9 protein-coding genes are annotated in these 12,871 nt (G+C 68.0%); 6 read left to right on the plus strand and 3 right to left on the minus strand.

The window, feature by feature from the left end; genetic code table 11:
• Nucleotides 1–1,384, plus strand: a 1,384-nt coding sequence (locus FV217_RS15065; protein ID WP_246682830.1) for an OmpA family protein, incomplete at its 5' end; no start/stop codon positions are given.
• Nucleotides 1,385–1,566: 182 nt separating this feature from the next.
• The gene (locus tag FV217_RS15070) at nucleotides 1,567–2,799 is read left to right on the plus strand and encodes an MFS transporter (RefSeq protein ID WP_147817996.1); all 1,233 of its coding nucleotides are present in this window, start codon (nucleotides 1,567–1,569) and stop codon (nucleotides 2,797–2,799) included.
• A 121-nt stretch (nucleotides 2,800–2,920) separates the two neighbouring features.
• Here FV217_RS15070 and FV217_RS15075 read toward each other — a convergent pair whose 3' ends face one another.
• Together FV217_RS15075 and FV217_RS15080 are read right to left on the minus strand one after the other, a co-directional pair.
• Nucleotides 2,921–4,543 carry an ATP-binding protein gene (locus FV217_RS15075; protein WP_187272580.1) on the minus strand — a complete coding sequence of 541 codons (1,623 nt, stop codon included), beginning with the start codon at nucleotides 4,541–4,543 and terminating at the stop codon, nucleotides 2,921–2,923.
• A 300-nt stretch (nucleotides 4,544–4,843) separates the two neighbouring features.
• Nucleotides 4,844–5,854: an alpha/beta hydrolase gene (locus FV217_RS15080; protein WP_147817998.1), complete on the minus strand. Its 1,011-nt coding sequence runs from the start codon at nucleotides 5,852–5,854 to the stop codon at nucleotides 4,844–4,846.
• A gap of 413 nt (nucleotides 5,855–6,267) precedes the next feature.
• Here FV217_RS15080 and FV217_RS15085 point away from each other — a divergent pair, with 413 nt between their 5' ends.
• From FV217_RS15085 to FV217_RS15095, 4 genes are all read left to right on the plus strand, one after another.
• The gene (locus FV217_RS15085; protein WP_147817999.1) at nucleotides 6,268–7,809 is read left to right on the plus strand and encodes a porin; all 1,542 of its coding nucleotides are present in this window, start codon (nucleotides 6,268–6,270) and stop codon (nucleotides 7,807–7,809) included.
• Nucleotides 7,810–8,316: 507 nt separating this feature from the next.
• Nucleotides 8,317–8,448, plus strand: coding sequence for a hypothetical protein (locus FV217_RS23690; protein WP_281407172.1), 132 nt, complete (start codon nucleotides 8,317–8,319; stop codon nucleotides 8,446–8,448).
• Between the two features lie 21 nt (nucleotides 8,449–8,469).
• Nucleotides 8,470–9,375, plus strand: a complete 906-nt coding sequence (locus tag FV217_RS23695; RefSeq protein WP_147818000.1) for an autotransporter-associated beta strand repeat-containing protein — start codon at nucleotides 8,470–8,472, stop codon at nucleotides 9,373–9,375.
• A 30-nt stretch (nucleotides 9,376–9,405) separates the two neighbouring features.
• Nucleotides 9,406–10,589, plus strand: a protein-coding gene (locus FV217_RS15095; RefSeq protein ID WP_246682834.1) for an IS3 family transposase whose coding sequence is annotated in 2 segments (ribosomal slippage) — nucleotides 9,406–10,141 and nucleotides 10,141–10,589 — 1,185 coding nt in all. Because the reading frame shifts where the segments join, the coding sequence is not laid out codon by codon here.
• A gap of 233 nt (nucleotides 10,590–10,822) precedes the next feature.
• Here the strand turns inward: FV217_RS15095 and FV217_RS15100 are convergent.
• On the minus strand, nucleotides 10,823–12,691 hold the full coding sequence (locus FV217_RS15100) for an ABC-F family ATP-binding cassette domain-containing protein (RefSeq protein WP_147818001.1): 1,869 nt from the start codon (nucleotides 12,689–12,691) through the stop codon (nucleotides 10,823–10,825).
• Nucleotides 12,692–12,871 lie beyond the last annotated feature (180 nt).

Consider the following 12,871-nt stretch of genomic DNA (forward strand, 5'->3'; position numbering starts at 1 on the left):
CACGCCGCCGGGCCAGCAGCCCAACGCCGTGCAGCCGGGCGCACAGCCCGGCACCGAGCCGGGCCGGGATCCGAACCAGCCGCGGCAGGGCCGTCAGCCCGGCGAGCTTCCTCCGGGCCAGACCGCACCGGGTCAGCCGGGGCAAGTGCCACCCGGACAGGTCCAGCCGGGCCAACAGCCGAACACGCTGCAGCAGAACGGGCTCCAGCCCGGCCAGCAGCCGGGTGGCGTCGGGCGTGACGGCGACCGCCGCGGTCCTGGCCTCGACAACGATCGCCGGGACGGCCGCAACGACGGCGACCGCCGCGACCTCGATCGCCGGGACGGCCGCAACGACGACGACCGTCGCGACGGCTACGATCGTCGCGGCGGCGGCCCACGCGACGGCTTCAACCAGCCCGGACGGCCCGGCTACATCCCCGGCGGATTCCGGGACAGCCGCGAGGACGACGACATCCGCGACTACGGGCGGGTGCAGCGCGACCGCCGTGAATACGAGGTGGACGGCCGCGCCTATTATCGCGAGCCCGGCCGCATCATCGTGCGCGACCGCGACAACTACTTCATCCGCCACGACGAGAACGAGCGCTTCCGCGATCTCGACCGGCGCGGCTATCGCAGCGAGCGCCGCGGCAGCCAGACCTACAGCTTCATCGACCGTCCGGGCGGCGAGCAGATCGTCACGATCGTCGACGACGACGGCCGTCTCGTGCGCCGCTCGCGCCGCTTCCGCGACGGCCACGAGGTCATCCTGATCAACAACAGCTACGGCCCCGGCGGACCGCGCCCGATCTACGACGACGTGGTCGACCTGCCGCCGCCCGACATCCGCATCCCGCGCGACCGCTACGTGGTGGATTACGAGCGGGCCGATGCCCGCGCCGTCTACGGTGCCCTCTCGGCCCCGCCGGTGATGGCGATCGACCGCCGCTATACGCTCGATCAGGTGCGCTACAGCCCGCAGCTGCGGGCGCGCATGCCGAGCGTCGACATCAACACGATCACCTTCGATTCGGGATCCTTCACGGTCACGCCTGAGCAGGGCCGCCAGCTCAAGAACATCGCCGACGCGATCAACCAGACGGTCCAGGCCAACCCTCAGGAGGTCTTCCTGATCGAGGGCTACACCGATGCGGTGGGCGCCGACGTCGACAACCTCTCGCTCTCCGACCGCCGCGCGCAGTCGGTGGCGACGATCCTGACGCAATCCTTCCAGGTACCGCCCGAGAACCTGACCACCCAGGGCTACGGCGAGCAGTACCTGAAGGTGAACACCCAGGAGGCCAACCGCGAGAACCGCCGCGTCACCGTCCGCCGGATCACGCCTCTGCTGCAGCAGCAGGCGGACCAGCAGGGGACACCGCCGGCGGCTCCGCCTCAGTGACCACTCATCCCGGCCCGCAGCGATGCGGGCCGGTTTTTTGTGGGCATGCGGGCGTGGCGGGGCCGCCTTGTGCGCCGTCCCCTGCCCAAGCTGATGTGGGAGGCCAGTTTGAGGGAACAGGCGGGCGGCGCCGGGTGGAGCACCTCGTCCCCGCCATGGCACGGGAAAGACGGCCAAGAGCAATGGACGAGGCGCCCAACCGATTGATCGAGGCCGGGACGCCGGACTTCCGCCGCACCACGCTTGCCCTCTTCGCCGCCGGCTTTTCGACCTTCGCCGTGCTCTACGGCGTGCAGCCGCTGATGCCGGTCTTCGCCGACGCCTTCCAGGTCTCGCCGGCCGAGAGCAGCCTCGCCCTGTCGCTGCCCTGCGCGACTCTCGCGATCGCCCTGCTGATCGTCAGCCCACTCTCCGAGGTGTGGGGCCGCAAGCCGGTGATGGCGGTTTCGCTGTTCGCCTCGGCGATCCTCACCATCGCCGCGGTGATGATGCCGAGCTGGCACGGCTTCTTGCTATTGCGCGCCCTGACGGGCATCGCCGCGAGCGGCCTGCCGGCCGTGGCGATGGCCTATCTCAGCGAGGAGATGCACGGGCGCGCGATCGGCCTCTCCATGGGCCTGCTGATCGGCGGCAACGCGCTGGGCGGCATGGTAGGGAGGCTGCTTGCCGGCATCATCGCCGACCACGCCTCCTGGCGGCTCGGCCTCGGACTCATCGGCGTGCTGGCGCTGCTGGCGGCGGTCGCCTTCCAGTTCGCGTTGCCCGCCTCGCGGCATTTCAAGGCACATCCGATGCGTTGGCGCGAGGTGCCGGCGAGTTTCGGGCATCACTTCACCGATGCCGGCCTGCCTTGGCTCTTCGCTGAATCCTTCCTGCTCATGGGCGGGTTCGTCTGCGTCTACAACTACATCGGGTTCCGCCTGCTCGATCCGCCCTTCTCGCTGAGCCAGACCGCGATCGGCGCGATCTTCGTGGTTTATCTCGCCGGGACCGCGAGCTCCGCGATCACCGGCGAGATCGCGAGCCGGCTCGGGCGGCGCAAGGTGCTTTGGCTGGCGATCCTGCTCGGGCTTGCCGGCATCCTGCTCACCCTGTCCGACAATCTGATCGCGATCATCGCCGGCATCGTCGTGATCACGATCAGCTTCTTCGGCGCGCATTCGGTGGCGTCGAGCTGGATCGGGCGTCGTGCCATGACCGATCGGGCGCAGGCCTCCTCGATCTACCTGTGCCTGTACTATCTCGGCTCCTCCGTTCTCGGCACCACGGGCGGCTGGTTCTTCGCCCATGCCGGCTGGCCGGGCGTGGCCGGATTCTTCGGCGGCCTCTACGTCCTGGCACTCCTGGTCGCGATCCGGCTCTCGCGGTTGCCGCCGCTGCCCGAACTGATCGCGGCTGAAATCCCGAGGTCGTGAGGGAAGGGATCCAGCCCTCACCATCACCATCATCGCCGCCAAGCGATCCGGGCCAACGCCCTGACCATCGAAGGCGCGGTTCCGGATCGGTTCGCGACAACGGAATGGGTCCAACCCCCGTTCACGCGACCGGCAGCTGAATCTCGACGGTCGTGCCCGCGCCGGGGGAGCTCTCCAGCTTGAGGCTGCCGCCGCACTGGGTCGCGAAACGCTCGACCATGGTGAGGCCGAGGCCGGAGCCCTTGCCCAACTCCTTCGTGGTGAAGAAGGGCTCGGTGACGTGCTCGAGCATCGCCGCGTCCATGCCGCAGCCGGTATCCTTCACCGAGAGGATGAGGAAGCGGGGCGAGGTCCCTTCCACCCGCACGGCAATGTGGATGCGCCCGCTATCCGCCATGGCGTCGCGGGCGTTGACCACGAGGTTGAGCAGCGCCGTCTCCAATTCGTTCGGATCGGCCAGCACAGCGGGTAGACCCCTCGGCGTGTCGAGGGTGATGCGCACCCGCGCGCCTGCCGCCTGCCCCAGCAGATCGACCACGCCGATCACGAGGTCCGAGACCTGGACGGGATCGGGCGTCGATTCCTGCCGGTGGGCGAAGGCGAGGAGCCGGCGGGTCAGCGCAACGCCGCGCTCCGCCCCCTGCGTCGCGCCCCTCACGTAGCCGTCGAGCTTGTCGAGGTCCGGACCCTGGCGGTCGCGCAGGCGTCTGGTCGCGAGTTCGAGGTTCACCAGGACGACGTTGAGCAGATTGTTGAAATCATGCGCGATGCCGCCGGTGAGCTGGCCGAGCGCCTCCATCTTCTGTGCCTGCCGAAGCGCCGATTCCGCCTCGACCCGCTGGCGCGCCTCGGCGAGCAACAGCCCATGCATCGCCGCCTCGTCGCGCGTCTTCACCAGCGCGAGGCGGGCTACGGTGAACAGCACCAGGGTAGCGATCGCCGCGATGACGAGATTGATCGCCGCCTGCCGCCGCCATGGCACCAGTACGCTGTCGACGGCAAAGCCCACCTCGACATAGACCGGGTAGCCGTCGACCTTGCGAAAACCCGAGATCCGTCGGGTGTCGTCAAGCGGCGAGACATAGTCGATCGTGCCCTCCTCGAGGCGGCGTGCGAGGTTTGGATGGCGCGACGCGAGGCCGACGGCATCGAGGGTTCCCGTTTCCTGCGGGTCAATCGAGGGGTGGCCGGCGGGAGCCGGAATTTGCACGAGCACGCGCGAATCGGCCCTGACCAGCGCCACCCGGTCGCTCTTCGTGAGAGCGAGCGTGCTGAAGAAGTCCTCGAAATAGCGCTGCGACATCGACACCACGAAGGTGCCTGACGGGCGGCCGGTGACGTCGCGGCGGGCGCGGGAGGCCGCCAGTACGACCTTGCCGGAATAGCGGCTCGTCACCGGCAGGCCGAGCGCAAGGCCATCGCGGCCCTGGAGGAGAGCAAGCCGGTCGCGCCCGGCGGCATCCTCCTCGGGCGCCGCATCCACGTTGCGGATATATTCGCGGTCGCCGACATAGGTCCTGGGGACGGGGAAGTAGCGGCTATGTGCGATGGCGCTGCCGTCCGCGTCCACGAGCGACAAGCTGTCGACGGTGCTCATGTCCTGGTCGATCTCGGCAAGATAGTCGTGCAGCGGCCGTTCCTGGAACACGCCTTCGGCGTGCTGAAGGTGCTCCTCGATCCGGCTCAGGGCGACGTTGTAGCCGTCGAAGGTCGACGAGACCTGTTGCGCCAGAAGCTCCGCCATACGCGTGGTACGGTTCGTCGCATTGTCGAGTAATAGCGCGCGACCCTGCAGCGTCACGAAGGCCAGAACCGCTATCGGGCCAGTCAGAGACAGGATGAGCAGAATTCGCAGAACGCCGACGGCACCTTCGACCTTCCGCAGACGACCTCCCATGACTTCGCGCATACCCGCGTCCTGCTCGCACGAGGCGATTCGTTCGCGACCATCATGACACGATCCGAGTTTAGCAAGTCATGGACCCGGAATTCGATCGGTCTGTGCAGGAATACAGCGCAGCACAGGTTGCATCGATACGGTAACTCACCCGATCCGGCTCAGGAAATCATCGTAGAGTTGGAAAACGGCTCGTTCGTTCTCGAAGTGCGGAAAGGCGCCTGTAGGCAGCCGTCGCACGGTCCAGTTCGGCCGGGCGACCACGTCTCCGATCCGGTCGTAGTCGACGAAATCGCCCCGTGCCCCGCGTAGCATCCAGACCGGCAGGCGCAGCTCTCCGTAGATTCGGCTCACATCCGTCGGAAACAGATAGCCCGAGAGAAACGAGAACGGCGCGTATTCGGCGCCGGGCTGGCGGACGGAAAGCCGGTCGTATTCCAGCAGGCTTTCGTCGATGTCCTTCGAGCCCCAGGTCCGCTCCAGAAAATAGCGCATGCTCGGCCGGCTCACCAAGGCGTCGAAGAGCGGACGCCCCCAGAGCGGGAAGCCGACGATCCCTCGCGCCAGCGGGCGGCGTCGGTCGCCGCCATCCGGCCCCGAGCCGGAGAGCCGGCCGTCGAAGCCTGGCGGGCTGATCATGCCGAGGCTCGCATAGTCCGAAGGGCGCTCCAGGGCGGCGCGGGCGAGGTAGGCGCTCGGCAGAGACAGGGCGAGTGCATCGATCGCAGGGCCGCCGTGACGGTGGCGGATCTCGGCGGTGACGGCGTGGATCGCGTCCGTCATCAGGCGCGGCGTGTAGATCCGGTCCGAGCGCTCGGAGAAGCCGAAGCCCGGCAGGTCGATGGCGTAGACCGGCCGGCTTCGGCGGTAATGCTCGTAGAGCGGCCGGACCTCGTAGGCGTTGGCTGCCGCGTTGATCGAATGGATCAGGAGCAGCGGCACCCCGGCCCGCGTGTCGGCCGCGTAGAAGCTCACGGCGCCGGCCCCCGTGCGCAGCACCCGGCGGCGGCCGGACAGGGCGGGCGGCAGCGCCGGACGGTTCAGCCCGAGGTGGCTCCGCGCGATCCAGGCGCCTGCAACGGCCAGCGGCAGCAGGGCGAGTGCCTTGGCGGCGGGCCCTTTTGCCCGGGGGAGTCGGCTGTTCGGCGTTTCGCGCATGGCTGGCTCGCGTGGCGGAGATCGCGCGACAACGCCGGACGCGGGGGTTTGTGCCGCCCGAACGAACGACGGCTCCAACCGATTCCGGACGCCGCCGCTCTGAGTCCCTGCCGGAACGACCCGTCACGGATAACCCGAACGTCTTAATCCCTACACAAATCACTATGACGGGCCCGTGACATGCCCCACGCAACTAAAGATGGATTCAGCAATATATCAACAGAACTGACTATGGTTTCGATGAGACACCTGCTCCGAACAACTCGGAGTCCACTTTCTTGGTTCCAACCCGAATGCTAGTTGGCCGATATGAATGCTTGCAGCCGGGATCTTCGGTGCCGGCATCAAACGCGGCGCGGCATTCACTCGCAGGGTCGCGCGGGTCTCAAGGTTAGCCGAAGAAAGATCAAGTCATGAAACAGCACATCTTCGCGGCGGCGCTGGGCTTGAGTGCCGTGACATTGCCGTCCGTCGGCGCACAGGCACAGACGGTTGCGGAGCTGCAGAAGCAGATCAACGAGCTCAAGGCGATGGTGGCCGCGCAGGCCGCCGCGAACGCCCCGCGGCGCGGGACCCGCGGCATGGTCCTCACGGCCCGCAACACCGATGCCGGCACCATCCCGGCCGCTGGCCGGCCGGTGGTGTCCGCGGCGTCGCCGGTGCATCACAAGACGGCCGCCGAACACGCCGCCGAGCATCCCTTCCACATCGAGGACCCGGAGACCTGGTGGCCGGCGATCGTGCCGCCGGACTACGATCCGCTGATCGACAAGCCCGGCACCGCCCCGAAGACCTGGTTCGAGCGGATCCAGATCCGCGGCTACACCCAGCTGCGCGGCAACGAGTTCATCGCCGGCGACCGCACGGCTCCGGCCGGGATCTCGCGCCTGCGCGGCGTCAACGACGGCGGCATCACCGACAAGAACAACTTCACCTTCCGCCGGGTGCGCCTGATCATCCAGGGCGACATCCACGAGCGCGTGTTCCTATACCTGCAGCCCGACTTCGCGGTGAGCGTGGCCGGCCAGAGCGGCACCGAGCAGCGCCTGCACTTCGCGGCTCTGCGCGACGCCTTCGCCGACGTGTTCCTCGACGACGAGCGCCGCACGAAGCTCCGCTTCGGTCAGCAGAAGGTGCCCTACGGCTGGGAGAACCTGCAATCCTCGCAGAACCGCCTCGCCCTCGACCGCTCGGACGGCATCAACAGCGCCGTCCCGGGCGAGCGCGACATCGGCATCACGGCCTACTACACGCCGTGGCACGTGCAGGCGATCTGGGACCGGCTCGCCAAGAGCGGCCAGAAGCTGTTCGGCAATTACGGCACCTTCGGCGTCGGCATCTACAACGGCCAGACCATCAACCGGGTCGAGCAGAACGATGCCCTGATGGTCGCCGGCATGGTGACCTGGCCGTTCGAACTCGACGGCTTGGGTCCGTGGGCCAAGGGACAGGTGGTGGAGTTCGGCGCCTCGGCCTACCACAACCGGTTCCGGCCCGAGGTTCGGCTCACGCCGACGGCGGGCACCACCCTCGGCGCGCGCGACTTCGAGGATGCCCGCCTCGGCCTGCACGCCATCCTGTATCCGCAGCCCTTCGGCATCCAGGCCGAGTGGAACTGGGGCAGAGGGCCGGAATTCGACGTCGCCACCCGGACGATCCAGAGCAAGGGTCTCGAGGGCGGCTACATCCAGGCGATGTACAAGGTCGACGACTCGCCGGTCGGACCCTTCTACCCGTACCTGCGCTTCCAGCACTACGACGGCGGCTACAAGTCCAGCGTCAACACGCCCCGGCTGGCCTCCGACGAAGTCGAGGTCGGCATCGAGTTCCAGCCGATCAAGCAGGTCGAGCTGACCCTGGCCTATGCGAAGCGACGGGCGAACGAGGCCGACGAGCGCCGTTTCGGCCGCGCCGAGGGCGACCTGTTCCGCGGGCAGCTGCAGATCAACTACTGATTGGAACCTCGTTTCCCGGAGACCGCTTTCGCCCGATGGGCGGAAACCGGGACAGACAGGGTTCGATCCGCAGATCCGGATGAGCCCGACAAGCAAAACGGCCCCGCACGAGCGGGGCCGTTTTCATGCGTTCCATGGTTCCAGGCTGATCGCTTCGGTTTCATGACGTGCCCTTCTGCGGACAGATGGACCACCGGCGAAGCCCGATCCTAGACTTGCCGGGCCGTCGTCGCGGTCATGCTGCAGGCGCTCATCACGATCGGAATCGTCGGCATCGGCGTGTTGCCCTCGACACGACCGACGGGATGACGCGGGCCGGCACGCTGATCGAGACCCTCGGCTTTTCCCTTGCCGCGAATCGATTGCCGGGGCGCGACTGTCGATTGGTAGACCCAGTCAATGGCGCCCGGTCTGACTCCTCTCTAACCCGAGCAGGCTGAGAGCGCGCCGAAAACCCCGCAAAGGGGCGCGGCAGCGCCCGCGGTGATCGCCTGAGGGGGCATAGTCATGGAGAGCGTCAACGGCACGGCCGTATCGGGATCGTTCCGGATGCGTGGCCTGTGGCTCGCCTCGACGGCACTGGTCGGGATCCGGCTCCTGCCGCAGCCGGCGCCGAGCGTGCTGCACGTCGCCTCTTAGCAATCGCTGCTGCAGGCGCGATTGGCCCGCCTCCTCGCGCTGGCGATCGAGACGCCGGCATCGCTGCTGGCTCGGCTCGACGGCGCCGGCAGCGGCGCCGGGATCGAGACCGGCGGCACGCAAACAATCAACGTGACGGCACTAGGAAGTAACGGCGGAGGCGGCTTCTTTGCTGGCGGTGGAGGCGGCGCGGGCGGTTACGGCTTGGCCGGCATCGGGCTTTCGGCGTTGACGGTCAACGCGACGATCACGGGCGGCGAAGGCGGCAGCGGCCAATTCAGTGGTGATGGTGCTGGTGCCTGCGGCGGTGGCATCTACTTCGATACCGCTGGGTCCTCCCTCCTCGTCGCCGGTGGCAGCATTACCGGTGGTACGGGCGCGCAGGTCGCTCCGGGCGGTGCAGGTGTCGTCGGCACCGGACTTGCCGTCACGCTCAGCGGTGGCACGATCAGCGGTGGCGGCAGTGCGAATGCCCTGACCTTTCTCGGAAACACGAACAGCCTGACCCTCGCCACGGGCGGGACGATCTCCGGCGCCATCGGCATCCTCGCCGGCACGCTGCAGATCAATGCGGCCCCCGGCGGCTCGACGCTCGCCAACGTCATCACTGGTGCCGGCGGCGTCATCCAGGACAGCGCCAACACGCTGACCTTGGCGGGCGCGAACACCTATTCCGGTGGCACCACGCTGGGCGCCGGCATCCTGAGCGTGGGCGCCGACACCAATCTCGGCGCGGCATCGGGCAGGCTGACCTTCACCGGCGGCACCCTGGAAACCACGGCCGATCTCACCAGCGCGCGCCGTCACGCTGAGCACCGCCGGCACCGTGCAGGTCGATACCGGGACGATCACGACCCTGAGCGGCGCGATCACGGGTGGGGGCAGCCTGGCCAAGTGATCCTCCCCCGGTTTCACGGACACCTCTGATACGCTCCTTGCGGGCGGGGAAGGTGTTTGATGGCGAAGACGAGACGCGCGTTCACCCCGGAGTTCAAACGCGAGGCGGTGGCGCTGCTGGAGAGCAGCGGCCGACCGCAGATGCAGATCGCGGCTGAACTCGGGATCCAACCCTCGATGCTGAGGCAGTGGCGCGCGGGGCTGGTGGGGGGCTCCCCACCGCAGCGCGCAGCCGGATCGCCAGGAACTGCATCCGCGAGCCCGGTGGCTTCCCCCTCCGACCAGGCAGCCGAGATCGCTCGCCTGCGGCGTGAACTCGACCGGACGCGCATGGAGCGCGACGTCCTAAAAAAGCGATCGGCATCTTCGCAGAGATGCCCAAGTGACGTTCGCCTTCATCGAGCAGCATGCGAGCGACCCAAGCCGGTGCGTCTCATGTGCCGCGTGCTCGAAGTCTCTCACAGCGGCTACTACGATTGGCGATCACGCCCCGAGAGCGCGCGGTCGGCGTCCAACGGTCGCCTTCTCGACGACGTCCGCCGAATCCACGCCGGGCATCACAGGCGCTACGGCTCGCCTCGGGTGCATGCTGCCCTGCAGGCAGAGGGCCGAACAGTCGGTCGCGGGCGGGTGGAGCGTCTGATGCGCCGTCATGGCATTCGGGCCCTGGCAGTGCGTCGATTCCGGCCCTGCACAACCGACAGCCGTCACGACCTGCCGATTGCAGCCAACCTCCTGAAGCAGCAGTTCTCCGCCGCGCTGCCCAACACGGTCTGGCTGGCCGACATCACCTACTGCCGACCGGAGAGGGCTGGCTCTACCTGGCCGCCGTCCTCGATCTCGCCGCCCGCAAGATCGTTGGCTGGTCCATGCGCAAGCACATGCGGACCGAACTGACCTCGGCGGCCCTGATGATGGCTACCCAACGGCAGCGACCAGCGGCTGGGCTCATCTGTCACTCGGATCGCGGCAGCCAATACGCCGCCGAGGCCTACAGATCGCAGCTCGCCGACATGAAGGCGACGCCCTCCATGAGCCGGACCGGCTGCTGCTACGACAACGCCCCGATGGAAAGCTTCTTCCACACCCTCGAGGTCGAACTCGTCCATCAGCGACGATGGGCAACCTGGGACGAGGCCCGACGCGACTTGTTCGTCTACATCGAAGGCTACTACAATCGCCAGCGCATCCATTCCGCTCTCGGGTACATCACGCCCGAGCAAGCCGAACGGAACGCGAGCTAAACCTCTGTCCGTGAAACCGGGGGAGGATCAAGCCCGGATGGGGCCGAAGGAGATCCGCTCCATCGTCCTGACGCTGGAGTAGGATCAGCCTTACGTTCCCCTGCATCCCGAGCGTCTTCCGCCTCGCCGTTGGCGTCCTGGACGAGTCTGCGCTCCCGAAGAGATCAATCGGCACCGGCATCAAGCGCTCGTCGCGGGCCGCCGAGTGGAGACCAAGTGCCTTCAGCAGGCCGTCAGGCCGCCGCCTCCATCTCCGTGCTCAGCTCCAGCCACTCCTCCTCCGCCCGCTCCAGCGCGGTGGCTGCGTCCGCCCGCATCTTCGCGAGTTCGCCGGCCTTGGCCGCGTCCTTGAGAAACGCCGTGCCGTCGCCGAGCGCGGCGTCGATCTTGGCGATGGCGGCCGAGAGCTTTTGCATGCGCGCCTCCGCCGCTTCGAGCTTCTTGCGGAGTGGCGCCAGCGCAGCGCGGCGTTCGACGGCGGAGCGGCGGGCCTCGGCCTGCTTGCCGCCAGCGCTCTCCGCGGCGCGGTCGTCGGGGCGCTCCGGGCCCGAAAGAACGAGACGGCGATAGTCGTCCATGTCGCCGTCGAAGCTCTTCACCGAGCCGTCGGCGACGATCCAGAGCCGGTCGGCGCAGGCCTCGATCAGGAAGCGGTCGTGGCTCACGAGGATCACGGCACCCTCGTAATCGTTGATCGCCTCGACGAGCGCCTGACGGCTCTCGATGTCGAGGTGGTTGGTGGGCTCGTCGAGGATGAGCAGGTGCGGACCTGAGAAGGCCGCGAGCCCCATCAGCAGCCGCGCCTTCTCGCCGCCCGAGAGTTGGCTGACAGGCGTGTCGGCCTTGGAGGCGGGGAAGCCGAGCCGCGCCGCGGCCGAGCGCACGCGGGCTTCGGGAGCGTCCGGCATCAGGTCGCGGACATGGGCGACGGCGTTCTCGGCGGGACGCAGCTCGTCGAGCTGGTGCTGGGCGAAATACGCCACCTCCATCTTCGACGATCGCTTCATCTCGCCCGAGAGCGGCGGCATCCGGCCGCCGATCAGCTTGCAGAAGGTCGATTTGCCGTTGCCGTTGGCGCCGAGCAGCGCCACGCGGTCGTCCGGCGCGAGGCTGAGGTTGAGGCCCGACAGCACCACGCGCTCGCCGTAGCCCGCCTGCACCCGCTCCATCGCGATGATCGGCGGCGAGAGCGGGCGTTCGGGGCTCGGCAGGTGGATCACCGGCACGTCGTCCTCGAGCAAGGCCGCGATCGGCTCCATCTTGGCGAGGCGCTTCATGCGCGACTGCGCCTGCCGGGCCTTGGTCGCCTTGGCCTTGAATCGGTCGACGAAGCTCTGGAGATGCGCCCGTTCGACGTCCTGCTTGGCCTTGGCCTTGGCCTGCAGCACGCGCTTCTCCGAGAGCTGCCGGGCGAAGCTGGTGTAGCCGCCGCGGTAGATCGTGAGCTTGCCCCGGTCGAGATGGAGGATGTGGTCGACGCACTCGTCGAGCAGGTCGCGATCGTGACTGATGATGATCGCGGTGCGCGGGTAGCGCTCCAGGTAGTCGTAGAGCCAGATCGTGCCCTCGATATCGAGATAGTTCGTCGGCTCATCGAGCAGCAGCAGGTCGGGCTCGGAGAACAGCACCGCGGCGAGCGCCACACGCATGCGCCAGCCGCCGGAGAAGTCGGCACAGGGACGCGACTGCGCTGCCGCATCGAAGCCGAGGCCGTGCAGGATCGCCGCCGCGCGGGCCGGGGCGGAATGCGCGCCGATATCGACCAGCCGCGTCTCGATCTCGGCGCGGCGGATCCCGTCGGCGTCCTCCGCCTCCGCCATCAGGCGCGAGCGCTCGGTGTCGGCCGCGAGCACGACCGCGTGCAGGGTCTCGGGGCCGGCCGGCGCTTCCTGCGCCACCGCGCCGATGCGCATGCCTTTCGGCATCGAGACAGACTTTCCATCGACCGGCAGCTCGCCGAGGATCGCCCGGAACAAAGTGGTCTTGCCGGCGCCGTTGCGGCCGACGAGCCCGACGCGCGCCCCATCGGGAATCGCGAAGGTCGCCGCATCGAGGATCAGCCGTTCGCCGATGCGATAGGAGAGGTCGTTGACGCGCAGCATGCGCGCGTTCTGAGGGCCGCGGGGCTCCGGTGCAAGGCGGGATGCGCGTCGCCGATCCCGGCGGATGCGCATCCCGCATCCGGTCGCGTGCACGCCGAGAAAATTGACGTCGGATTTGCGGGACGTCTGGACAAGCCGCGCTTGAGAACATATCAAGAACATAGAATCAAGCGTCGAGGG

Origin of the sequence: Methylobacterium sp. WL9, assembly GCF_008040035.1 — a bacterium.
Taxonomy (GTDB): Bacteria; Pseudomonadota; Alphaproteobacteria; order Rhizobiales; family Beijerinckiaceae; genus Methylobacterium; species Methylobacterium thuringiense.